This window comes from Streptomyces sp. CNQ085 (assembly GCF_022614595.1).
Lineage (GTDB): Bacteria > Actinomycetota > Actinomycetes > Streptomycetales > Streptomycetaceae > Streptomyces.
Genome location: NZ_JAJFAU010000082.1, coordinates 1 through 22095, shown reverse-complemented (window position 1 = coordinate 22095; position 22095 = coordinate 1). Strand labels below are relative to the sequence as shown.

Genomic DNA, 22095 nt, shown 5'->3' with positions numbered 1-22095 from the left:
CCGCCCGCGCCCGGGCACGGGCGGCGGTGGCGCAGGCCGCGCAGGTGCAGCCGGGCCGGGGGAGGCCGGCGGGGGCGCCGGTACCGAGCAGAGTCAGTTCCACGCCACGATCGTCTCGCGCCCGCCGGGCCGCCGCGCGAGGGGGGAGGGCAGGGACCGGTCCGCGCGGATCGGCCGGCCAGGGCCTACTCTGCGGACAGCGGGACAGCATCACTGAAAGCGTACGGCGGCGCCCGGTGCGGTACGGCCCGGGAACGAGCCGCGGACAGGGAACGGACGAGAGACAGGGGAGGCGCACATGGCGTGGACGTGGCGGTTCGAGAAGGCCGACGGCACGGAGACGGAACCGGCCGTCCAACCGGAGGAGTTCTCCACCCAGGGGGACGCGGAGAGCTGGATCGGCGAGACCTGGAGGGAACTGCTGGAGGGCGGCGTCGAGCAGGTGAGGCTGCTGGAGGACGGCACCGAGGTCTACGGGCCCATGAGCCTGAGCGCGGCCGAGGAGGCATGAGAGCCGGGTGCGCGGGGGGCCCCGCCGGGGCCGCACCCCCGCGCGTACCGGTCTCCGCAGCCCACGGGGCCGGGGCGCCCGGGCCCGTCAGCGCTCGCCCAGGGTGACCGCCACGGTCCGCTCCTCGCCGTCGCGCCGGTAGGCGAGCCTCACCTCGTCGCCCGGCTCGTGCGAGGCCAGTGCCTTCACCAGCGCGGTGGTGTCCGTGATCCCCTCGCCACCGAGCCCGACGATCACGTCGCCCGCCCGGAGCCCGGCCTCGTCCGCCGCGCCACCCTCCTGGGCCTCCACGATCGCCACCCCGGCGGGCTGGTAGTCCTCGCTCAGGACGGTGCGTACCATCGCCTCGATCGCCGCCTCGTCGGAGTCGACCACCTCGCCGTGCTCGATCATCTGGTCGGCCAGGTGCCGGACGGTGTCGGAGGGGATGGCGAAGCCCAGGCCGGGCGCCGCGCCGCCGCCCCCGCCGGGGGAACGGGCGGCCAGGGTGGGGACGCCGATGACGCGGCCGGAGAGATCGACCAGCGCGCCGCCGCTGTTGCCAGGATTGATCGGGGCGGAGGTCTGGATCAGGTTGCCGATGGTGGCCTCGGCACTGCCCTCGCCGAGGGCGCGGCCGGTGGCCGAGACGATCCCCTCGGTGACGCTGGAGGAGAGCCCCAGCGGATTGCCCATGGCCAGGACGATCTGGCCGACGTCCAGTTCGCCGGAGTCCCCGAAGGTCGCCGGGCGGAGGCCGCTGGGCGGATCTGTGAGCTGGACCACCGCCAGGTCCTCCTCCGGATAGCTGGCCACCAGTTCCGCGTCCAGCTCGTCCTGCCCGGTGGCCGTGGTGATCCGGAACCGCTCGGCGTCCCCCACCACATGGGCGTTGGTGACGATGTGGCCCTCGTCGTCGTAGACCACGCCAGAACCCAGCCCCTCCCCGGTGGTGACCTGGACGACGGACGGCAGGACCTGGTCCACCACCTTCTGGAAGGACTCCTGCAGATCGCCGGCCGAGGCCGGCACGGGGACGGTGGCGCTGGGAGAGGGCGAGGCACCGGAGCCTTCGGAGGAGTCCGAGCCGGTGCAGCCGGCGAGCAGGACGGCGGCCGCGCACAGAGCGGCGGCGCCGGCACGGCGCCCGCCGCGCCGTGGGTAACGGGTCATGGGAACGGATGCCCCCTCGTCGGTCTTCCGCTGGTCTCGCGCGGACACCGCGCGCATCTGGGCGGTCCGCGTTCCCTCCGAAAGCCGTCGGAAACCGTGACATGTCCGGCCCCCGTACGGGTGCGCACGGGGGCCGGGGCACTCAGCCGCGCACGGCGCACAGGTGCAGCAGCGCCGCCACCGCCCGGTACGGGTCGGTGCGCCCGGCCCGCTCCTCGGCGGCCAGCAGCCGCTGACCGGCCTCACCGGCGGGCAGGGCGCAGTCCTCGCCGGTGAAGACCCGCACCCCGTACCACCGGTGCACCGGAGTGCTCATCCCGGCCAGGGTGGCGGTCAGCGCCTCGCGGCGCAGGGCGCGCTCGGCGGGGCCGGGCGGAACGAGCCGGTCCAGGGCCCCGGCCCAGTCGCCGGCCAGCCCCGGCCGCATGGCCGCCGCCTCGCCGTTCGGCACCAGCAGCGACAGCAGCCCGCCCGGGGCCAGCACCCGGCCCAGCCCGGCCAGCAGCGGGCCCACCTCGTCGCCGGGGGCCGGCACTCCGTGGCAGAGCACCACGTCGAAGGAGCCGGGCAGGAAGTGCGCGCCGGTGCTGCGGCTGTCACCGGAGACGACGCGCATCCGCTCCCGTATGCCCGCCGGCTCCCCCTCCAGGCTCAGCCGCACGGTGTCCGCCAGCCCGGGGTCGGACTCCAGCCCGGTCACCTCGTGCCCGGCGCGCGCCAGCGCCAGCGCCTGCAGCCCGTGGCGCAGCGCCACGTCCAGGACGCGCAGCCGCCGCCCCACGGGGAAGCGCGAGGCGATCTGCTCCTCCAGTTGCCGGGTCAACAGCGCCTGTCCCACGGCGTCGTCGTGGCGCGGACCGCCGCGGGGCGCGTCCCCGTGGTGTCCGTCGTGTCGTACGGCTGTGTCCATCACCGGGTCCGTCGGTGGTCCGTCGGCGGTCCGCCGGGATAAGGGCTCCACCACGCGCGGTCAGCGGCGGGGGGATTCGCCGCGGGCGATCTGCGGCTTGGGCAGACGCATACGGCGCATCTGGAGGGTGCGCATCAGCGCGTAGGCCAGCGCGCCGCGCCGGTTCTCGTCGGGGAAGCGCTCGGCCAGGGCCTTCTTCAGCCGGAAGCCGGTGAGGACGGAGTCGACGACGATCATCACGATGACGCCCAGCCACAGCAGCAGGGAAGCGTTCTTCACCTGCATCGACGGCATCATGCTCAGGATCAGGATGACCACGGCCAGCGGCAGGAAGAACTCCGCGACATGCCACTTGGCGTCGACGAAGTCGCGGGCGTAGCGCCGCACCGGACCGCGGTCGCGGGCCGGCAGGTAACGCTCGTCACCACCGGCCAGGGCCTCGCGCTGCCGTGCCAGCTCGGCGCGGCGGGCCTCGCGGGCACGCCTGGCGGCCTCCTTGCGGTCGGCCGGCGGCTTGGCCACGGCACGACGCAGAGCCTCGGCCTCGCTGCGCTTGGGCGTCGGGCGGCCCTTGGGGGCCTGCGGGTCACGGTGCTGCTTGGTCAGTTCCGCGCTCTCCCGGGGAGACGCGGTCTGCTCATCACGAGAACGGCTTCGGAACACACCGCCAAGAGTACGGGGCGGGCAGGTGTGCCCCCCACCCCCACGGGGAACGATCCGGCAACGGCGGGTCGCCGTGCCCCCCTGCTACTTCCTGAGCGGGAGAAACACCGGTCGCCGATCGTCCTGGAGGAGGAGTACATCCAGGTCCGAACAGTGCGGTAATGGAAGCAGGGCCCGTAGGGTGGGACCTGTCGGTGTGCGAGGTTCAGTCCGTCTTCGAAGGGGGCGCGCGAAGCCCATGAGCGGTGTTATGAAGCGTATGGGGATGATCTTCCGCGCGAAGGCCAACAAGGCCCTGGACCGGGCCGAGGATCCGCGCGAGACGCTCGACTACTCGTACCAGAAGCAGCTCGAACTGCTGCAGAAGGTACGCCGCGGGGTCGCCGACGTGGCGACCTCCCGCAAGCGGCTGGAACTCCAGCTCAACCAGCTCCAGGGCCAGTCCTCCAAGCTTGAGGACCAGGGCCGCAAGGCGCTCGCCCTCGGCCGCGAGGACCTGGCGCGCGAGGCGCTCTCCCGCCGCGCGGCCCTCCAGCAGCAGGTGACCGATCTGGAGCAGCAGCACCGGACGCTCCAGGGCGAGGAGGAGAAGCTCACCCTCGCCGCCCAGCGCCTCCAGGCCAAGGTGGACGCCTTCCGCACCAAGAAGGAGACCATCAAGGCCACCTACACCGCGGCCCAGGCCCAGACGCGCATCGGCGAGGCCTTCTCCGGCATCTCCGAGGAGATGGGCGATGTCGGCCTGGCCGTCCAGCGGGCCGAGGACAAGACCGCCCAGCTCCAGGCCCGGGCCGGGGCGATCGACGAACTGCTCGCCTCGGGAGCCCTGGACGACTCCAGCGGACTGGCCAAGGACGACATCGCGGCCGAGCTGGACCGCATCTCCGGCGGCTCCGACGTAGAGCTGGAGCTCCAGCGCATGAAGGCGGAGCTGGCGGGCGGCACGAGCGGCGACCGGCAGGCCATCGAGGGCGGGCAGGACCAGGCCGCGCAGCCGCAGCAGCAGGCCCGGCAGTCCCAGGACGCGCCCCGCTTCGACAAGCAGTAGCGGCGGCGGCGCGCCGGGGGCATCACTCCCGGCGCGCCGGGCACCCGTCCTCCGGTGAGCCCGGAAGGAGAACGCCGTGATCGTACGGATCATGGGGGAGGGGCAGGTCAGGCTGGACGACAGCCATCTGCCCGGCCTGAACGCACTGGACGACGAGCTGCTCCACGAGATGGAGCACGGGGACGAGGCGGGCTTCCGCCGCACCCTCAACGCCCTGCTGGACGCCGTGCGCTCGCTGGGCACGTCACTGCCCGACGACGCCCTGAAGCCCTCGGAACTGATCCTGCCCGAGCCCGGGGCGACGCTGGAGGAGGTACGCGCCATGCTGGGCGAGGACGGGCTCTTCCCCGCCGACGCCCCCGCCTGAGGGGTCCCGGGGACAGGAGCCCCCGGCGGCCGTCCTACGGGAACGCGGCACAGGGGACGTAGGGCGACGGCGGCCGCATCCCGCGCAGAGCGACCCAGCCCGCGGTGTCCGGCTCCAGGCCGGCGGCCAGCCCGACATCCAGCGCCCACTGCTGCCCGGCGGTCAGACCCTCGATCCGCACCTGGCGGCTCTCGCCCACCGCACCCAGGGCGGCGGCGCGCGGCCGGGCGGCCGGGCGCCGGGGGGGTGGCACCAGGAGGGCGGCGTCCGCGACGAACCGCACGGCCTGGGCGTCGTCCTCACGGTCGCGTACCGGGCGCAGCAGCATGACGGCCATCCTGGCCGATCCCGCCGAGCCCGCACCACGTGTGTCACGCGCGCGGTGCGGGCTTCCCCGCGATCACGGCAGGGTGAGCATCCGCTCCAGGGCCAGCCTGGCGAACTTCTCGGTCTCGGGGTCGACCTGGATGCGGTTGACGACCTTGCCGTCGGCCAGTGACTCCAGCGCCCACACCAGGTGGGGCAGGTCGATCCGGTTCATGGTCGAGCAGAAGCAGACCGTCCGGTCCAGGAAGACGACCTCCTTGCGCTCGGGGGCGAAGCGGTTCGCCAGCCGGCGCACCAGGTTGAGCTCGGTGCCGATCGCCCACCTGGAGCCGGCCGGAGCCGCCTCCAGGGTCTTGATGATGTACTCGGTGGAGCCGACGTGGTCGGCCGCCGCGACGACCTCGTGGCGGCACTCGGGGTGCACCAGCACGTTGACGCCGGGAACGCGCTCGCGCACGTCGTTCACCGAGTCCAGCGTGAAGCGCCCGTGCACCGAGCAGTGGCCGCGCCACAGGATCATCTTCGCCGCCCGCAGTTCGTCGGCGGTCAGGCCGCCGTTCGGCCTGTGCGGGTTGTAGACGACGCAGTCCTCCAGGGACATCCCCATCTCCCGCACCGCGGTGTTGCGGCCCAGGTGCTGGTCGGGTAGGAACAGCACCTTCTCCCCCTGGGAGAAGGCCCAGTCCAGCGCCCGCCCGGCGTTGGAGGAGGTGCAGATGGTGCCGCCATGCCGCCCGGTGAAGGCCTTGATGTCGGCCGAGGAGTTCATGTAGGAGACCGGGACGGTGGCGCCGGCCACGCCCGCCTCGGTCAGCACGTCCCAGCACTCGGCGACCTGCTCGGCGGTGGCCATGTCCGCCATCGAGCAGCCCGCGGCCAGGTCGGGCAGGACGACCTGCTGCCGGTCGGAGGTGAGGATGTCGGCGGACTCGGCCATGAAGTGCACGCCGCAGAAGACGATGTACTCCGCCTCCGGGCGGGCGGCGGCGTCCCGGGCGAGCTTGAAGGAGTCGCCGGTGACGTCGGCGAACTGGATGACCTCGTCGCGCTGGTAGTGGTGGCCGAGTACGAAGACCCTCTCGCCCAGCCGCTCCTTCGCCGCGCGGGCGCGCTCGATCAGGCCGGGGTCCGACGGGGAGGGCAGGTCGCCGGGGCACTCCACTCCGCGCTCGCTCCTCGGGTCGGAGTCGCGGCCGAGGAGGAGCAGGGCCAGCGGGGTCGGCTGGACGTCCAGGGCGTCCCCGGGGGTGACCGGGGCGGGGACTGAAGGCGGGGCGGTGTTCACGGCACGCACCCTTTCATCGGCTCAGCGGGTCTTTTCGTCGGATTGACGTTATCTATCATAACCGCTTCACGTCACACTGACGATGCCGATCGCGTCAGTGTGACGCATCCCCGCCCCCGCGTGCGGGAGTGACCGCCGGGCGCCAGGTGTGCGAGCATGAAAGACGCAAAGACGTGCCCGGCCTGGAATGAAACCGGGAAGCCGCCTGTTGAGCAGGCGGCAGAGCAGTCCGTACAACCCGGGAGAGAAGCAGATGTCCGTATCGGACGAGACCGCTGTGACGACTGACGGAATCATCCTGTCCGACGCCGCCGCGGCGAAGGTCAAGAGCCTGCTCGAACAGGAGGGCCGCGAGGACCTGGCCCTGCGCGTCGCCGTTCAGCCCGGCGGCTGCTCCGGCCTGCGATACCAGCTCTTCTTCGACGAGCGGTCGCTGGACGGCGACGTCGTCAAGGAGTTCGACGGTGTCCGCGTCGTGACCGACCGCATGAGCGCCCCGTACCTGGGCGGCGCCTCCATCGACTTCGTCGACACCATCGAGAAGCAGGGCTTCACCATCGACAACCCGAACGCCTCGGGCTCCTGTGCCTGCGGCGACTCCTTCAGCTGAACCGCCCGCCCGCGTGCGGCGCGGGCGCACACGGCACGGGGAGGCGGTGCCGCACGGCCCCTTCCACTCACTTTCCACTCACTTTCCGCTCACTCCTCCGCCGCGCCTTCGGGCAGCCGCTCGCCCTCCTCGTCCAGGATCTCGCGGTCGCCGACCGGCTCGTCGAGCTCCACCTCCACGGTCATGTCCTTGGCGACCAGCACACAGGCCCTGCCCGGCTCGCGGGGCTCGCCGGTGATCCGCACTGTCACCCTCCCGTCGCTCTCCTGGGCGCTCGCGCGGTACTCGTCGCACACCCCGCCCCAGAAGTGCACCGTGAGCGTGCGGTCCCGCGCCCCGTACTCCTCGACGTAGGTGGCGGTGCTGACCCGCTCCTCGGGACGCGGACCCGGTGTGCCCGGCACGGACGTGGAGCCGTCGCCGTCCCCGGAGGAGGGCGGCGCCAGGAACTCCGGCTCCACCGCCGGGTGGACCACCGTGTGGGTCTCCCCGCCCGCCGGCGCCACCTCGAACAGCCAGGAGGGAACGAGTAGTTCGCGCCCCTGCGAGGAGTACGCCGACAGTCCGAAGGCCGCCCCCGTCACCTCCACCCGCTCGCGCTCCCCGGCCGGGCCGCAGGGTTCGGGGCCGCCCGCCCCGCCCGGCCGCCCCGGATCGCCGTCGGCGGGCGGGACGTCCCCCGGCCCCCCGGCGCCCGGCTTCGGCCCCGGGGCCTCCTTCTCCGGCGGTACGGACCCCGGCGGCACGGAGCACTTCAGGCCCAGGTCCACCCGGCCGCCGCGCTCGTTGAGCGCGGCCAGGGTCTCACCGGCGTCCATGACCGGGTACTCGGCGCCCCCGTCCGCCTCCGTCAGTCCGACCGCCCGCCCGTTGCCGCTCGCCAGCGCTCCCCCGTGCCCGACGCCGATCTCGGTCGTCCAGCCGTGGACGGGCAGCCCGTCCTGCCGGGGCTCGACGCGGACGATGCGCAGCCCGCCCCGCTCCTGCCCGGCGTCCACCTCGGCGCCCTCCAGGCCGAGGGCCTCCACGACGGGCCGGGCCGCCCTCTTGGCCTCCTTCTCGGAGATGTCCCCGGCCCTCAGCGGCACCGCGCCGGTGAACGACCAGGCACCGGAGGCGGCGTCCACGGTGAGGTGCCCGTCCTCGCCGCCGGCCGTCCAGGCGCCGTCCTCGCGGCGTACCTCGCCGCGTACCTCCAGAGCCTTCGCCAGCTCGGTCACCTCCTCCTCGCCGACCTCCTCGGCGGGCCGGTAGGCCGGGGCCGAGGCGGGGCCGTCGGGCAGGGGACCGGACGCCTTGTAGACCGGGCCGCCAGGGGCCGGCTCGCCGGGCGCGATCCCGAGCTCCGGCGAGGCGGCGCGGGACTGTCCGTAGCCGTAGCCGTCCAGGACCAGCGGCGCGGGCCCGTCCGGGCCGTCCTGCCGGGTCGCGTCCGAGGCGCCGCCGTCCCCGGCGGTCGAGGCCCAGTACGCGCCGCCGCCTCCGGCCAGCAGGACGGCGAGGGCCACCGAGACGGTCGTCAGTCCGCGTCGCCGGGTCCGGGTGGGTTCCGGGGTGTGATCGGTGCTCACCGCATCGCTCCTTCGGTTCCGTGCACCGTGCGTCCGCGTACCGCGCGTTCCCGGTGCCTGTCTCTCCAGCCGTGCGCCGGTATGACGGGAGCGGGACGCGGACGGTTCCCCCGGCCCGGCCGCGGGGAACGCGGGGCTCCGGGGGAACACGAGGGCGCGAGGAAGTAGCGTGGTGTGTCCGCGTCCCCGCCTCCCCTGGAGCAGTCCGCCGTGCGTATCGCTGTCACCGGCTCCATCGCCACCGACCATCTGATGACCTTCCCCGGCCGCTTCGCCGACCAGTTCGTCGGCGACCGGCTCCACACGGTCTCGCTGTCCTTCCTGGCCGACACCCTCAACATCCGGCGCGGCGGCGTCGGCGCGAACATCAGCTTCGGCATGGGTCAGCTCGGGGTGCGCCCGGTCCTCGTCGGAGCCGCGGGCGCCGACTTCGAGGAGTACCGCGCCTGGCTGGAGCGGCACGGCGTGGACACCGCCTCGGTGCACATCTCCGAGATCCTGCACACCGCGCGCTTCGTGTGCACCACCGACACCGACCACAACCAGATCGGCACCTTCTACACCGGCGCCATGAGCGAGGCCCGGCTGATCGAGCTCAAGACGGTCGCCGACCGGGTCGGCGGACTGGACCTGGTCCACATCGGGGCGGACGACCCCGAGGCGATGATGCGCCACACCGAGGAGTGCCGCACGCGCTCCATCCCCTTCGCCGCCGACTACTCCCAGCAGCTCGCCCGGATGGAGGGGGAGGAGATCCGCGGGCTCACCGAGGGCGCGGCCTACCTGTTCACCAACGAGTACGAGGCCGGGCTGGTGGAGTCCAAGACCGGCTGGAGCGCGCAGGACATCCTCGACCGGGTCGGCGTCCGCGTCACCACGCTGGGCTCCAAGGGGGTCCGCGTCGAGCTGGCGGGCCGGGAGGCCCTCACCGTCCCCTGCCCCGAGGAGGAGGCCAAGGTCGATCCGACGGGCGTCGGCGACGCCTTCCGCGCCGGCTTCCTGTCGGCCCTCGCCTGGGACCTCGGGCTGGAGCGCGCCGCACAGCTCGGCTGCATGCTGGCCACGCTCGTGATCGAGACCCTGGGCACCCAGGAGTACGAGCTGAGGCGCTCCCACTTTCTGGAGCGTTTCACCAAGACCTACGGTGAGGACGCCGCGGCCGAGGTGCGGACCCGCCTGCCCTGAACCCGCACCCCGGTACGGGACCGCCCCCGGCGCGGGAGCCGGGGGCGGGGAGGGAGTCAGACGGTGCGGCGCACCCGGTAGGCGTGGCCCCGCGCGCCCAGGTACTCGTGACCGCGCATCTCGCACCAGGCCGGGACGTCCAGCCGGGCCGCCTCGTCGTCGGCGAGCAGCAGGACCGTGCCGCCCACCGGTACCCGGCCGATCACCTTCGCCAGCTCGATCACCGGGATCGGGCACCGCTCACCCCGGGAGTCGACGGTGAGTTCCGCCTCCCGGCCGTCCTGCGCGGCCCCCGGCCCGCCGCCCGCCTCGGAACCCCCGGGCCCTCCGGCCGAGGCGGGCGGCGGGGGGGAAGGGACGGCCGAAGGCGCCCGGAGCCGGTCGCGCACCTCCCGCACCGCGTCCGGCAGCACCGCCAGGAAGGCGTCGACGTCCGCCCCGGCCGTGCCCGGCGGCAGCGACACCCGGATGTTGCCCTCCGAGAGCACCCCCATCGCACGCAGCACATGGCTGGGGACCAGCGTGCTGGAAGTGCACGAGGAGCCGGAGGAGACCGAGAAACCCGCCCGGTCCAGAGCGTTGAGCAGCGCCTCGCCGTCCACGTACAGGCAGGAGAACGTCACCACGTGCGGCAGCCGGCGCACCGGATCGCCCACCACCTCCACGTCCGGCACCAGGGCGGGCACCTCGGCGCGCACGCGGTCCACCAGGGCGCGCAGCCGCGCCGCCTCGGCGTCCGCCTCGGCCCGCACCGCCCGGAGCGAGGCCGCCGCCGCGACGATCGCCGGGAGGTCGGCGAAGCCGGGGGAGCGCCCCGACTCCCGCTCGTCCACCGGAGCCGGCGGGGCGAACCGCACCCCCTTGCGCACCGCCAGCAGACCGACCCCGCCCGGTCCGCCCCACTTGTGCGCACTGGCCGCCAGCAGCGACCACCGTCCGGGCACCGGGCCCCACGCCAGCGACTGGGCGGCGTCCACCAGCAGCGGCACACCAGCCTCGGCGCAGGCCTCGGCCGTCTCCTCCACCGGCTGCTCGGTGCCCACCTCGTGGTTGGCGGACTGCAGGCAGGCCAGCGCCGTCCCTTCCCCGGAGGAGCCGTCCTCCCGCAGCGCCGCGCCGAAGGCCGCCGCGTCCACCCGCCCGGTGCGGTCCACCGGCACCCGGACCACCGTCCCCCCGCCGGCCTCGTGGGCCTCGGCGGCGTGGAACACGGCGGAGTGCTCCACCGCGGAGACCACCAGGGCGCGGCCGGCCCGCCGCCTCCCGGCGAGAGCGCCCGCGATGCCGGTGTGCAGGGAGCGGGTGCCCGACGGGGTGAAGACCAGCTCGTCCGGGCGGCATCCCACCGCGCCGGCCGCCGCCTCGCGCGCCGCGTCCAGCAGCAGCCGGGCCCGCCGGCCCTCCCGGTGGAGCCGGGCGGGATCGGCCCAGCCCTCGTCGAGCGCGGCGAGCAGCGCCTGGCGGGCCACGGGGTGGAGGGGGAGCGAGGAGGCTGCGTCGAAGTAGGGCACACCGGCACGCTAACGCGCCCGCGGCCCCGTGCGCCGCAGGGGCCGCCGAGGTCGCGGAGGCCGTCGTTCCGGCCCGTTCCCGCCCCGGTTCCACCCCATCGGAGGGCCGCGCGGCGCGTTGGGCACCCTCCCCGCGCGACCCCAAATAGCGTCCAGTAGGGTTTGGTCCGCATAAACATCCAAACCCCTGCCCGTGCCAGGGCCGGCGCCCGACCACACACGGCCGAGCCCGGGCCGAGCGGGCGAGACTCTCGGGAAGGCGCTACGTGAGTCCCAACGGCTCCGACCGCTCGTCGCGGCGCCCGATGCGGCGGAAGCTGCCGCAGGCGCTTGCTGCGGGCCTGGTCCTGGCGACCGCCACCGGTTGCACATACAAGGACTTCCCCCGCCTCGGCATGCCCACCCCGGTCACGGAGGAGGCGCCGCGGATCCTCTCCCTGTGGCAGGGCTCGTGGGCGGCAGCGCTCGCGGTCGGTGTCCTGGTATGGGGCCTGATCCTGTGGTGCGTCATCGTCTACCGGCGCACCAGGACCAAGGTCGAGGTACCTCCGCAGACCCGGTACAACATGCCCATCGAGGCGCTGTACACGGTGGTTCCGCTCATCATCATCTCGGTGCTCTTCTACTTCACGGCCCGTGACGAGACCAAGCTCCTGGAACTTTCCGAGAAGCCGGACCACGTGATCAACGTGGTCGGCTACCAGTGGAGCTGGGGCTTCAACTACCTGGAGGACGTGGACGGCGACGCCTCCACGTCCAACCTGGACTCCATCGAACTCGAGGGCATCCCCGAGTCCATGCTGGAGGCCGTCCCCGAAGGCGCCGAGGGCGTCTACGTGGCGGGCACACCGGCCGACAGGAACCCGCAGACCGGCAACCCAGGCCCGACGCTGTGGCTGCCCAAGGGCGAGAAGGTCCGGTTCATCCTGACCTCCCGCGACGTCATCCACTCCTTCTGGGTGGTGCCGTTCCTGTTCAAGCAGGACGTCATCCCCGGTCACACCAACCAGTTCGAGGTGACCCCCGAGAAGGAGGGCACCTTCCTGGGCAAGTGCGCCGAGCTGTGCGGCGTCGACCACGCCCGGATGCTGTTCAACGTGAAGGTCGTCTCCCCGGAGCGCTACCAGCAGCACCTGGAGGAACTGGCGGAGAAGGGCCAGACCGGATACCTCCCGGCGGGCGGAGCCCGCCAAGAACGAGAAGGCCAGTAACCCGTGAGCATCCTCAACGAATCCCGGGGTGCCGCCGCAACGTCGGACCAGCCGGCGGCGACCCCCGCGACCCCGCGCCGCGACCGGCGCGGCAACCGCGTGATCCAGTGGCTGACCACCACCGACCACAAGACGATCGGCACGCTCTACCTGGTCACCTCGTTCTTCTTCTTCTGCGTCGGCGGCGTGCTGGCACTGGTCATGCGTGCCGAGCTGGCCCGTCCGGGCCTGCAGGTCATGTCGAACGAGCAGTTCAACCAGGCGTTCACCATGCATGGCACGATCATGCTGCTGATGTTCGCCACCCCGCTGTTCGCCGGTTTCGCGAACTGGATCATGCCGCTGCAGATCGGCGCGCCCGACGTGGCGTTCCCGCGGCTGAACATGTTCGCCTACTGGCTCTACCTCTTCGGCTCGCTGATCGCGGTGGGCGGCTTCCTGACCCCCGACGGCGCCGCGAGCTTCGGCTGGTTCGCCTACACCCCGCTGAGCGACGTGGTCCACAGCCCCGGCGTCGGCGGCGACATGTGGATCATGGGCCTGGCCTTCTCCGGCTTCGGCACGATCCTGGGCGCGGTCAACTTCATCACCACGATCATCTGCATGCGCGCCCCCGGCATGACGATGTTCCGGATGCCGATCTTCACCTGGAACGTGCTGCTGACCGGTGTGCTGGTCCTGCTCGCCTTCCCGGTGCTGGCCGCCGCGCTCTTCGCCCTGGAGTCCGACCGCAAGTTCGGCTCGCACATCTTCGACCCGTCCAACGGCGGCGCGCTGCTGTGGCAGCACCTGTTCTGGTTCTTCGGCCACCCCGAGGTCTACATCATCGCGCTGCCGTTCTTCGGCGTCGTCTCCGAGGTCATCCCGGTCTTCAGCCGCAAGCCGATCTTCGGCTACATCGGCCTGGTGGCCGCGACGATCGCGATCGCGGGCCTGTCGGTCACCGTGTGGGCGCACCACATGTACGTCACCGGCGGTGTGCTGCTTCCGTTCTTCGCCTTCATGACGTTCCTGATCGCGGTGCCCACCGGCGTGAAGTTCTTCAACTGGCTGGGCACCATGTGGAAGGGCTCGCTCAGCTTCGAGACGCCGATGCTCTGGACGATCGGCTTCCTGATCACCTTCCTCTTCGGCGGGCTCACCGGCGTCATCCTGGCCTCCCCGCCGTTGGACTTCCACGTATCCGACAGCTACTTCGTGGTGGCGCACTTCCACTACGTGGTCTTCGGCACGGTCGTCTTCGCGATGTTCGCCGGCTTCCACTTCTGGTGGCCGAAGTTCACCGGGAAGATGCTCGACGAGCGGCTCGGCAAGATCACCTTCTGGACGCTTTTCATCGGCTTCCACGGCACCTTCCTGGTCCAGCACTGGCTGGGCGCCGAGGGCATGCCGCGCCGGTACTCCGACTACCTGGCGGCCGACGGCTACACCGCGCTGAACACCTTCTCGACGATCAGCTCGTTCCTGCTGGGCATGTCGATCCTGCCGTTCTTCTACAACGTCTGGAAGACGGCGAAGTACGCGCCGAAGGTCACCGTGGACGACCCGTGGGGCTACGGCCGCTCGCTGGAGTGGGCGACCTCCTGCCCGCCGCCGCGGCACAACTTCGTCTCCCTGCCGCGGATCCGTTCCGAGTCCCCCGCGTTCGACCTGCACCACCCGGAGATCGCGGCCATCGACCAGCTCGAGAACACCGGGGGTCCCGAGGGCCCGGTCCTCTCCGGTGCCAAGGAGGCCGGCAAGTGAAGATCCAGGGACGCATGTTCATCTGGCTGTCGGTCTTCATCCTGGCCGTCGCCGTGATCTACGGCTTCTGGGCCAAGGAGCCGGTCGGCACCACCGCGCTCTTCATGGCCTTCGGCCTGTCGATCATGGTCGGCTACTACCTGGCCTTCACCGCCAGGCGGGTGGACACCGGGGCGCAGGACAACAAGGACGCGGACGTCGCCGACGACGCCGGCGAACTGGGTTTCTTCAGCCCGCACAGCTGGCAGCCGCTCGTCCTGGCCGTGGGCGGGGCGTTCACCTTCCTCGGCGTGGCCATCGGCTGGTGGCTGGTCTACATCTCCGCGCCGCTGCTGCTCATCGGACTCTTCGGCTGGGTCCTCGAGTACTACCACGGCGAGAACCAGAACCAGTGAACCGGTAGGGAACCAGTAGTCCTACCCCTCACGAACGGGTCATCTCCGGACACGCTCCGGAGATGACCCGTTCGCACGCATCCGGCTCGTCCGTTCCGAGCAGCGTTCCTACCGTGGCAGCATGAGTCGTGGATCACGCAGGACGGCAATGATCTGCTTCCTGATACTCGCGCCGCTCGCGGTGGGACCCGCCGCGTGCGGCAGCGGCGAGCGGCCTCAGGACGCGGCCCCCTACGACGCCACCGCGCACGTCTCGCTGAACGCAGGCGAGGACGGCCGTGCCGCGGACCCGGACGACCCCCTGGAGATCACAGCCCGCGACGGCAGCCGCATCACGGACGTCCGCGCGGTCGACTCGGCGGGCCGCCGCCTGGAGGGCGGGCTGACCGCCGACGGCTCCCGCTGGCGCAGCGACACCCCGCCGGCCGGGGCCATGCGCTACACCGTCGTCGTCAGCACCGAGCGCGGCGACGGCTCCCCGGGCCGCCGTACCGCCGAGTTCACCACCCGGCCGGCGAGCGGCGGCAAGAGGCTGGAGGTGGACCTCGGGCCGGACAGCGGCACCTACGGCGTCGGCCAGCCCATCACCGCCGAACTCAGCCGCCCGGTCGGGGACGCCCGTCAGCGGGCGATCGTGGAACGCGCGCTGACGGTGGAGTCCTCACCCGCCGTCGAGGGGGCCTGGCGCTGGATGGACGACCGCACGCTCCACTACCGGCCCCGCTCCTACTGGCCCGCCCATGCCACGGTCGAGGTGCGCGGCGCCCTGGAGGGCGTGTGGACCAAGGAGGGACTGCGCGGCGGGAGGACGGAACCGGTGCGCATCCGCACCGGCGACCGCGTCGAGGCCGTCGTCGACATCGACGGGACGGAGATGACCCTCCGGAAGAACGGGAAGACCGTCCGGACCATCCCGGTCACCACCGGCAAGCCCGGGTTCCGCACCCGCGAGGGCGTCAAGGTGGTGCTCGGCCGGCAGGCCGCCGTACGTATGACCGGCACCAGCATCGGCATCCCCGCGGGTAGCGCCGAGTCCTACGACCTGAACGTCCAGTGGGCGGTGCGGATCACCGACAGCGGCGAGTTCGTCCACGCCGCGCCCTGGTCGGCGGCGCACCACGGCAGGGAGAACGTCAGCCACGGCTGCACGGGCATGAGCGTCGAGAACGCCCGCTGGTTCTTCGACGCCGTCCGCCAGGGCGACATCGTCCGGCACGTGGGAGGGGACGGGCCGAGGATGCCGGCCTTCGGCAACGGCCTCGGCGACTGGAACCTCTCCTGGGAGCAGTGGCGCCGGGGCAGCGCCCTGAGCTGACCGGCCGGGAGGACCCGGAAGGGGCGGCGGTCCTCGCCCCTTCCGGGTGCGGGACCTCAGGCGGCCGCGTGCGCGCCGCGGCGCAGCAGCCCGGCCAGGGCGTCGGCCAGGAGCACCGGGTCCACCGGGTGCGGAACGGCGGCCTCCGCCCGGCTCCAGGTGGCCAGCCAGGCGTCCTGCGGGCGGCCGATCAGCAGCAGGACGGGCGGGCAGTCGAAGATCTCGTCCTTGATCTGGCGGCACACGCCCATCCCGCCGGCGGGCACCGCCTCGCCGTCCAGGACGCAGACATCGATACCGCCCTCCTCCAGGGCTGTGAGCACGGCGGGAAGCGTGGCGCACTCCACGTACTCGACCCGCGGCACATCGGCGGCCGGTCGGCGCCCGGCGGCCAGCCGCACCTGCTCGCGGGTGTTGGCGTCATCGCTGTAGACCAGCACCGTGGCGGTCGGCTGCATGGTTCCTCCGTGTCCTCGGGGACGTCCCTCGGGGGCGTCTCGGGGTGTCTCGGGATGGCTCAGAGGTCCGCGGGTCCGTGGAGCCGCGGACCCCGGGCCGCGTATGCCGTCGTTGGCGGATGCTACTCCGTCCCGGCCCCCCGCGTCAGGGATCCGGAAGGCCCGGGGATGGGCCGTCTGAGCAGGACATGGGCGGTTGACACACCGAACATGACCCCCCGGGGCGAGGGCCGGATAAGCGACCGACATAATGTCGGCGTGGCGACAGCAACAGCAGTAGATACCGGGCACGCGCACCCGTCGGTCAACCGGCCGAACCTCACCAGCGTCGGAACCATCATCTGGCTGAGTTCCGAGCTGATGTTCTTCGCGGCCCTCTTCGCGATGTACTTCACCCTCCGGTCGGTGACGGGAGCCGAATACTGGACGGAACGGGCGGACATCCTGAACCTCCCGTTCGCGGCGACGAACACCACGATCCTGGTGCTCTCCTCCCTCACCTGCCAGCTGGGCGTCTTCGCCGCCGAGCGCGGTGATGTGAAGAGGCTGCGCCTGTGGTTCGTGATCACGTTCGTCATGGGTGCGATCTTCATCGGCGGCCAGGTCTTCGAGTACGCCGAGCTGGTCCACGAAGGGGTCTCGATCTCCTCGGGGCCGTACGGGTCGGCGTTCTACCTGACCACCGGCTTCCACGGCCTCCACGTGACGGGCGGCCTGATCGCCTTCCTGTTCGTCCTCGGCCGGACTTACATGGCACGGCGTTTCACGCACCACCAGGCCACCGCGGCCATCGTGGTGTCCTATTACTGGCACTTCGTCGATGTCGTCTGGATCGGCCTCTTCGCCACCATCTACCTGATCAAGTGATCAGGTAGTAACAGCCAGAAGCATCGACGCAGAAGATCCTGACACCGGGGTAATCCGTGAAAAAGCTCTCCGCACGACGGCGCCATCCGCTGGCGGCGCTCGTCGTCCTACTCTTCGCGCTGGCGGCCACCGGGGGGCTGTACGCCGCGTTCGCCCCCGCGGACGAGGCGAAGGCCGACACCTCGGCTTCGCAGTCTCTCGCCATCACGGAGGGCGAAAAGCTCTACGCCACCGGCTGCTCCAGTTGCCACGGAACCGGTGGCCAGGGCACGAGTGACGGTCCCACCCTCGTGGGCGTCGGCGCCGCCGCCGTGGACTTCCAGGTGGGCACCGGCCGCATGCCGGCCCAGTCCCCGGGCGCCCAGGCGCCCAAGAAGCCGCAGGTCTACACGCAGGCGCAGATCGACCAGCTCGCCGCGTACGTCGCCTCGCTGGGCCCCGGTCCGAGCATTCCGACCGAGGAGGAGTACGACCCCACGGGTGCGAGCAGCGCCGCGGGCGGTGAGCTGTTCCGCACCAACTGCGCGCAGTGCCACAACTTCACCGGTGAGGGCGGCGCCCTCACCAACGGCAAGTACGCTCCCTCGCTCGACGGCGTCTCCGACAAGCACATCTACGAGGCGATGCTGACCGGCCCGCAGAACATGCCCGCCTTCCCCGACTCGGTGCTGCCGCCGGAGGAGAAGAGGGAGATCATCGCCTACGTCAACGACGTCCAGGGCGAGGACGAGAAGTCCCCCGGCGGCTTCAAGCTGGGCGGTTTCGGCCCGGTCGCCGAAGGCATGTTCGCGTGGACGATCGTCCTCGCTCTTCTGATCGGCGTCGCCGTGTGGGTCGCGGCACGTACCGCCAAGGCCAGGAAGTCATGAGTAGCCACACCGGATCCCACGACGTGCCAGACGAGAACCTGCCGGAAGGGCGCGGGAGTGCCCATGGCGAGGCGGCGACCAGGGCGGAGAACCCGTTCGCCGACCCGGGGCTGCCGCCCCACGAGCCGCGTGTCCAGGACATCGACGAGCGGGCCGCCAAGCGCTCCGAGCGCACCGTCGCCCTGCTGTTCACGGTCTCGATCCTGGCCACCATCGGCTTCATCGCCTCCTATGTGATCTTCCCGATCGACCAGTACGTCTTCATCTGGCCGCTCGGTGAGATCAGCGCCCTGAACTTCTCGCTGGGCATGACCTTGGGCATCGCCCTGTTCTGCATCGGCGCCGGCGCGGTCCACTGGGCCCGCACGCTGATGTCCGACCACGAGCTGATCGGCGAGCGCCACCCGGTCGAGGCGGACGAGCCGACCCGTACGCAGGTCCTCGCCGACTTCGCCCAGGGCGCCAAGGAGTCGCAGCTCGGCCGCCGCAAGCTGATCCGCAACACCATGTTCGGCGCGCTGGCCGTGGTGCCGCTCTCCGGCATCGTGCTGCTGCGCGACCTCGGCCCGCTGCCCGAGGACAAGCTGCGCCACACCGCCTGGGAGGCGGGCAAGCTGCTCGTCAACCAGAACACCGACGAGCCGCTGCGTCCCGAGGACATCACCGTCGGCTCCCTGGTCATGGCCAAGCCCGAGGGCCTGGAGGAGGGCACCCACGAGTTCCTGTCGGAGATCGCCAAGGCCGCGGTGATGCTGGTGCGCCTGGAGCCGGAGGACATCAAGGACAAGCAGGAGCTGGACTGGTCCCACGAGGGCATCGTGGCCTACTCCAGGATCTGCACCCACGTCGGCTGCCCGGTCACCCTGTACGAGCAGCAGACCCACCACGTGCTGTGCCCGTGCCACCAGTCGACGTTCGACCTGGCCGACGGCGCCCGTGTGATCTTCGGCCCGGCCGGCCACCCCCTGCCGCAGCTGCGGATCAGTGTCAACGAAGACGGCTACCTCGAGGCGCAGGGCGACTTCGCGGAGCCCGTCGGCCCGAGCTTCTGGGAGCGCGGATGAGTACTGCAGGCGACGCCCCGAAGCGCCGGGGCAAGGCACCCGCCGGCGAGCGGGTCGCGGACTGGGCCGACGGCCGGCTGGGTATCTACAGCCTGGCCAAGGCCAACATGCGGAAGATCTTTCCGGACCACTGGTCCTTCATGCTCGGAGAGATCTGCCTCTACACCTTCATCATCATCATCCTGACCGGTGTCTACCTGACGCTGTTCTTCAACCCGAGCATGGCCGAGGTGGAGTACCACGGCTCCTACGTGCCCATGCAGGGTGTGCACATGTCGCAGGCGTACGCCACGACCCTGGACATCAGCTTCGACGTCCGCGGCGGTCTGCTGATGCGGCAGATCCACCACTGGGCCGCGCTGATGTTCCTGGTGGGCATGTTCGTCCACATGATGCGCGTCTTCTTCACCGGCGCGTTCCGCAAGCCGCGCGAGATCAACTGGCTGTTCGGCTTCCTGCTGCTGGTGCTGGGCATGTTCACCGGCTTCACCGGCTACTCCCTGCCGGACGACCTGCTCTCGGGCACCGGCGTCCGGTTCATGGAGGGCGCGGTCCTGTCCGTGCCGGTGGTCGGCACGTACCTCGCCTTCTTCCTCTTCGGAGGGGAGTTCCCGGGGACGGAGATCATCCCGCGGTTCTTCGTGGCCCACGTCCTGCTGCTGCCCGGCATCATGCTGGGCCTGGTGGTGGCCCACCTGATCCTGGTCTTCTACCACAAGCACACCCAGTTCGCCGGTCCCGGACGGACCGAGAAGAACGTCGTCGGCATGCCGCTGCTGCCGGTCTACATGGCCAAGGCGGGGGGCTTCTTCTTCCTGGTCTTCGGCGTCATCTCGGTCATCGCCGCGACGTTCACCATCAACCCGATCTGGGTGCTGGGCCCGTACCGGCCGGACCAGGTGTCCACCAACGCCCAGCCCGACTGGTACATGGGCTTCTCCGAGGGGCTGATCCGCGCGATGCCCGCGTGGGAGATGGTGCTGCCCGGCGGCTACACCCTCAACCTGGGCGTGGCCATCCCGCTGGTGATCATCTTCCCGCTGGTCCTGACCTCGATCGCGGTGTACCCGTTCATCGAGTCCTGGATCACCGGCGACAAGCGCGAGCACCACATCCTGGACCGCCCGCGCAACGCCCCGACGCGCACCGCGTTCGGCGCGGCCTGGATCAGCCTGTACTTCCTGCTGCTGGTCGGTGGCGGCAACGACCTGTGGGCGACCCACTTCAACCTGTCGATCAACGCGATCACCTGGTTCGTCCGGATCGGCTTCTTCGCGCTGCCCGTGGTCGTCTTCGTCGTCACCAAGCGGATCTGCCTGGGGCTGCAGCGGCGCGACCGCGAGAAGGTGCTGCACGGCCGCGAGAGCGGCATCATCAAGCGGCTGCCGCACGGTGAGTTCGTCGAGGTGCACGAGCCGCTCTCGCAGGAGCAGCTGCACACGCTCACCGCGCACGAGCAGTACAAGCCGTTGGAGATCGGTCCGGAGACGGACGAGAACGGCGTGCGGCGCAAGGTCGGCCCCGTCCAGAAGCTCCGCGCCCGGCTCAGCCGGGGCTACTACGGCGAGGGCAGCCAGGTTCCCAAGCCGACCACGGAGGAGTTCAAGGAGCTCACCAGCAGCCACGGCCACGGCCACTGAGGGCCACGGCCCACTGAGCCGAGGCCGCCGAATCCGGTACCGGGTGTCGCCACACCCCGGGCCCCGGTCCTCCTCCGGGAGGGCCGGGGCCTCTGGCGTTCCGGTGCTGTCCGGAGTGCGGGCAGCGGCCGTGGACACCGCGGCGCGCCGCTAGGCTGGCCGCTGGCCGCCGAGCCGGCCGCCCCCGCATCCGACCACGCCAGGAGTTATCCCCATGAGCGCTGCTACGACCACCGGAGGCGACACCGTGGCGGCGCGCACCTGGCCGGACGTGCTGAGTGCCCTGCTGGCCGGCCAGGACCTGCCCGCCGGGAGCACTGCCTGGGCGATGGACCAGATCATGCGTGGCGAGGCGACGGACGCCCAGATCGCCGGGTTCGCGGTGGCGCTGCGCGCCAAGGGCGAGACGGTCGGCGAGGTCACCGGGCTGGTCCGGGCGATGTACGAGCATGCCAACGTGATCGAGGTGCCCGGCCCGTCCGTCGACATCGTCGGGACCGGTGGCGACCGGGCCGCAACGGTGAACATCTCGACGATGTCCGCGATCGTGGTGGCGGGCACGGGCACGCGCGTCGTCAAGCACGGCAACCGCGCGGCCTCCAGCGCCTCCGGCTCCTCGGACGTCCTGGAGAAGCTGGGCGTCAATCTGGACCTCGACCCCGAGCGGGTCGCCGCGGTCGCGGCCGAGGCCGGCATCACCTTCTGCTTCGCGGTGAGGTTCCACCCCGCGCTGCGCCACGTGGCCGCGGCCCGTAAGGAACTGGGCGTCGCGACCACCTTCAACTTCCTCGGCCCCCTGACCAACCCGGCCCGGGTGAAGGCCCAGGCCACCGGTGTCGCCGACGCCCGGATGGCGCCGATCATGGCGGGTGTGCTCGCCGAGCGGGGGACGTCCGCGCTGGTCTTCCGCGGCGACGACGGCCTGGACGAGCTGACGGTGACGGGCACCTCGACGGTGTGGGTGGTCCGGGGCGGCGAGGTCCGCACCGAGACCTTCGACCCGCGCGACGTCGGCATCCCCCTGGTACCGCTGGAGGCGCTGCGGGGTGCGGACGCCGCCCACAACGCGAACGTGGCCCGGCGGCTGCTGGAGGGGGAGAAGGGACCGGTGCGGGACGCCGTCCTGCTGAACTCCGCGGCCGCCCTGGCCGCGCTGGAGCCCACCGGGGCGCCGCTGGCCGAGCAGATCGCCGGGGGCATGGAGCGGGCCGCCCACTCCATCGACTCCGGCGCCGCCGGGGCGGCGCTGGAGCGCTGGGTGGCGGCCAGCAACGCCTGACGGGCGGTCCCCCTCCGCCCCGGGGCGGTGCCCGGCGGGGAGCGGCGCGCGGGCGCGCCGGTACGGCACCTGGAAAGGCCGGTCCCCGGCACACGCGGTGTGCCGGGGACC

General features: G+C 71.8%; 22 protein-coding genes. 14 read left to right on the top strand and 8 right to left on the bottom strand.

Translation table 11 applies throughout. The features are described 5' to 3' along the window. Positions 1-298 precede the first annotated feature (298 nt). Positions 299-511, top strand: coding sequence for a hypothetical protein (locus LJ221_RS14975; RefSeq protein WP_241717231.1), 213 nt, complete (start codon positions 299-301; stop codon positions 509-511). A gap of 87 nt (positions 512-598) precedes the next feature. Here the strand turns inward: LJ221_RS14975 and LJ221_RS14970 are convergent, their stop codons facing one another. The 3 genes from LJ221_RS14970 to LJ221_RS14960 all read right to left on the bottom strand — a co-directional run bounded on the left by LJ221_RS14970 (position 599) and on the right by LJ221_RS14960 (position 3236). Next, entirely contained in the window at positions 599-1663 is a 1065-nt protein-coding gene (locus LJ221_RS14970; protein ID WP_241717230.1) for a S1C family serine protease, read from the bottom strand. A gap of 142 nt (positions 1664-1805) precedes the next feature. Continuing rightward, positions 1806-2573 carry a bifunctional 2-polyprenyl-6-hydroxyphenol methylase/3-demethylubiquinol 3-O-methyltransferase UbiG gene (locus LJ221_RS14965; protein WP_241717229.1) on the bottom strand — a complete coding sequence of 256 codons (768 nt, stop codon included), beginning with the start codon at positions 2571-2573 and terminating at the stop codon, positions 1806-1808. A gap of 60 nt (positions 2574-2633) precedes the next feature. Next, positions 2634-3236 (bottom strand): DUF3043 domain-containing protein, encoded by a 603-nt coding sequence (locus LJ221_RS14960; protein ID WP_241717228.1) that lies wholly within the window; start codon positions 3234-3236, stop codon positions 2634-2636. A gap of 238 nt (positions 3237-3474) precedes the next feature. Between LJ221_RS14960 and LJ221_RS14955 the strand changes: the two genes are divergently transcribed. Both LJ221_RS14955 and LJ221_RS14950 read left to right on the top strand, forming a co-directional pair. Continuing rightward, positions 3475-4284: a PspA/IM30 family protein gene (locus LJ221_RS14955; protein ID WP_241717227.1), complete on the top strand. Its 810-nt coding sequence runs from the start codon at positions 3475-3477 to the stop codon at positions 4282-4284. Positions 4285-4360: 76 nt separating this feature from the next. After that, positions 4361-4651 carry a hypothetical protein gene (locus LJ221_RS14950; protein WP_241717226.1) on the top strand — a complete coding sequence of 97 codons (291 nt, stop codon included), beginning with the start codon at positions 4361-4363 and terminating at the stop codon, positions 4649-4651. A 34-nt stretch (positions 4652-4685) separates the two neighbouring features. Here LJ221_RS14950 and LJ221_RS23745 read toward each other — a convergent pair whose 3' ends face one another. Both LJ221_RS23745 and nadA read right to left on the bottom strand, forming a co-directional pair. Further along, a complete protein-coding gene (locus tag LJ221_RS23745; protein ID WP_308314788.1) occupies positions 4686-4979 on the bottom strand; it encodes a hypothetical protein in 294 nt (97 codons plus the stop codon). Positions 4980-5051: 72 nt separating this feature from the next. Next, on the bottom strand, positions 5052-6272 hold the full coding sequence (gene nadA / locus LJ221_RS14940) for a quinolinate synthase NadA (RefSeq protein ID WP_241717225.1): 1221 nt from the start codon (positions 6270-6272) through the stop codon (positions 5052-5054). Positions 6273-6516: 244 nt separating this feature from the next. On the opposite strand from nadA, the gene LJ221_RS14935 reads away from it, so the two are divergent. Then, positions 6517-6873: an iron-sulfur cluster assembly accessory protein gene (locus tag LJ221_RS14935; RefSeq protein ID WP_241717224.1), complete on the top strand. Its 357-nt coding sequence runs from the start codon at positions 6517-6519 to the stop codon at positions 6871-6873. An 89-nt stretch (positions 6874-6962) separates the two neighbouring features. On the opposite strand, the gene LJ221_RS14930 is transcribed toward LJ221_RS14935, so the two are convergent. Then, on the bottom strand, positions 6963-8444 hold the full coding sequence (locus tag LJ221_RS14930) for a hypothetical protein (protein WP_241717223.1): 1482 nt from the start codon (positions 8442-8444) through the stop codon (positions 6963-6965). 210 nt (positions 8445-8654) lie between these two features. Between LJ221_RS14930 and LJ221_RS14925 the strand changes: the two genes are divergently transcribed. After that, entirely contained in the window at positions 8655-9629 is a 975-nt protein-coding gene (locus LJ221_RS14925; RefSeq protein WP_241717222.1) for a carbohydrate kinase family protein, read from the top strand. 56 nt (positions 9630-9685) lie between these two features. Here LJ221_RS14925 and LJ221_RS14920 read toward each other — a convergent pair whose 3' ends face one another. Then, entirely contained in the window at positions 9686-11140 is a 1455-nt protein-coding gene (locus tag LJ221_RS14920; protein ID WP_241717221.1) for a cysteine desulfurase/sulfurtransferase TusA family protein, read from the bottom strand. 266 nt (positions 11141-11406) lie between these two features. Here LJ221_RS14920 and coxB point away from each other — a divergent pair, with 266 nt between their 5' ends. The 4 genes from coxB to LJ221_RS14900 all read left to right on the top strand — a co-directional run bounded on the left by coxB (position 11407) and on the right by LJ221_RS14900 (position 15807). Beyond that, a complete protein-coding gene (gene coxB, locus LJ221_RS14915) occupies positions 11407-12351 on the top strand; it encodes a cytochrome c oxidase subunit II (protein WP_241717219.1) in 945 nt (314 codons plus the stop codon). Between the two features lie 3 nt (positions 12352-12354). After that, positions 12355-14097, top strand: a complete 1743-nt coding sequence (ctaD, locus tag LJ221_RS14910; RefSeq protein ID WP_241717217.1) for a cytochrome c oxidase subunit I — start codon at positions 12355-12357, stop codon at positions 14095-14097. Continuing rightward, the gene (locus tag LJ221_RS14905) at positions 14094-14492 is read left to right on the top strand and encodes a cytochrome c oxidase subunit 4 (protein WP_241717214.1); all 399 of its coding nucleotides are present in this window, start codon (positions 14094-14096) and stop codon (positions 14490-14492) included. The genes ctaD and LJ221_RS14905 overlap by 4 nt, the downstream gene beginning before the upstream one ends. Positions 14493-14613: 121 nt before the next feature. Next, complete coding sequence (locus LJ221_RS14900; RefSeq protein WP_241717212.1) at positions 14614-15807, top strand: Ig-like domain-containing protein; 1194 nt, start codon at positions 14614-14616, stop codon at positions 15805-15807. A 56-nt stretch (positions 15808-15863) separates the two neighbouring features. Here LJ221_RS14900 and LJ221_RS14895 read toward each other — a convergent pair whose 3' ends face one another. Next, positions 15864-16265 (bottom strand): hypothetical protein, encoded by a 402-nt coding sequence (locus LJ221_RS14895; protein ID WP_241717210.1) that lies wholly within the window; start codon positions 16263-16265, stop codon positions 15864-15866. A 258-nt stretch (positions 16266-16523) separates the two neighbouring features. Here LJ221_RS14895 and LJ221_RS14890 point away from each other — a divergent pair, with 258 nt between their 5' ends. From LJ221_RS14890 to trpD, 5 genes are all read left to right on the top strand, one after another. Next, positions 16524-17132, top strand: a complete 609-nt coding sequence (locus tag LJ221_RS14890) for a heme-copper oxidase subunit III (RefSeq protein ID WP_241717208.1) — start codon at positions 16524-16526, stop codon at positions 17130-17132. A 56-nt stretch (positions 17133-17188) separates the two neighbouring features. Then, positions 17189-18001, top strand: a complete 813-nt coding sequence (locus tag LJ221_RS14885) for a c-type cytochrome (protein WP_241717207.1) — start codon at positions 17189-17191, stop codon at positions 17999-18001. Further along, positions 17998-19065: a ubiquinol-cytochrome c reductase iron-sulfur subunit gene (locus tag LJ221_RS14880; protein WP_241717205.1), complete on the top strand. Its 1068-nt coding sequence runs from the start codon at positions 17998-18000 to the stop codon at positions 19063-19065. Before LJ221_RS14885 ends, LJ221_RS14880 begins: the two co-directional genes overlap by 4 nt. Further along, positions 19062-20705 carry a cytochrome bc complex cytochrome b subunit gene (locus LJ221_RS14875; protein WP_241717203.1) on the top strand — a complete coding sequence of 548 codons (1644 nt, stop codon included), beginning with the start codon at positions 19062-19064 and terminating at the stop codon, positions 20703-20705. The genes LJ221_RS14880 and LJ221_RS14875 overlap by 4 nt, the downstream gene beginning before the upstream one ends. A gap of 214 nt (positions 20706-20919) precedes the next feature. After that, a complete protein-coding gene (trpD, locus tag LJ221_RS14870; RefSeq protein ID WP_241717201.1) occupies positions 20920-21984 on the top strand; it encodes an anthranilate phosphoribosyltransferase in 1065 nt (354 codons plus the stop codon). Positions 21985-22095 lie beyond the last annotated feature (111 nt).

Excerpts from the sequence above, each read along its gene's own strand:
- trpD (WP_241717201.1), top strand. The coding sequence starts at position 20,920 with ATGAGCGCTGCTACGACCACCGGAGGCGACACCGTGGCGGCGCGCACC.
- LJ221_RS23745 (WP_308314788.1), bottom strand. The coding sequence starts at position 4,979 with ATGCTGCTGCGCCCGGTACGCGACCGTGAGGACGACGCCCAGGCCGTG.
- LJ221_RS14900 (WP_241717212.1), top strand. The coding sequence starts at position 14,614 with ATGAGTCGTGGATCACGCAGGACGGCAATGATCTGCTTCCTGATACTC.
- LJ221_RS14935 (WP_241717224.1), top strand. The coding sequence starts at position 6,517 with ATGTCCGTATCGGACGAGACCGCTGTGACGACTGACGGAATCATCCTG.
- LJ221_RS14895 (WP_241717210.1), bottom strand. The coding sequence starts at position 16,265 with ATGCAGCCGACCGCCACGGTGCTGGTCTACAGCGATGACGCCAACACC.
- LJ221_RS14970 (WP_241717230.1), bottom strand. The coding sequence starts at position 1,663 with ATGACCCGTTACCCACGGCGCGGCGGGCGCCGTGCCGGCGCCGCCGCT.
- LJ221_RS14955 (WP_241717227.1), top strand. The coding sequence starts at position 3,475 with ATGAGCGGTGTTATGAAGCGTATGGGGATGATCTTCCGCGCGAAGGCC.
- LJ221_RS14880 (WP_241717205.1), top strand. The coding sequence starts at position 17,998 with ATGAGTAGCCACACCGGATCCCACGACGTGCCAGACGAGAACCTGCCG.
- LJ221_RS14875 (WP_241717203.1), top strand. The coding sequence starts at position 19,062 with ATGAGTACTGCAGGCGACGCCCCGAAGCGCCGGGGCAAGGCACCCGCC.
- LJ221_RS14975 (WP_241717231.1), top strand. The coding sequence starts at position 299 with ATGGCGTGGACGTGGCGGTTCGAGAAGGCCGACGGCACGGAGACGGAA.
- LJ221_RS14965 (WP_241717229.1), bottom strand. The coding sequence starts at position 2,573 with ATGGACACAGCCGTACGACACGACGGACACCACGGGGACGCGCCCCGC.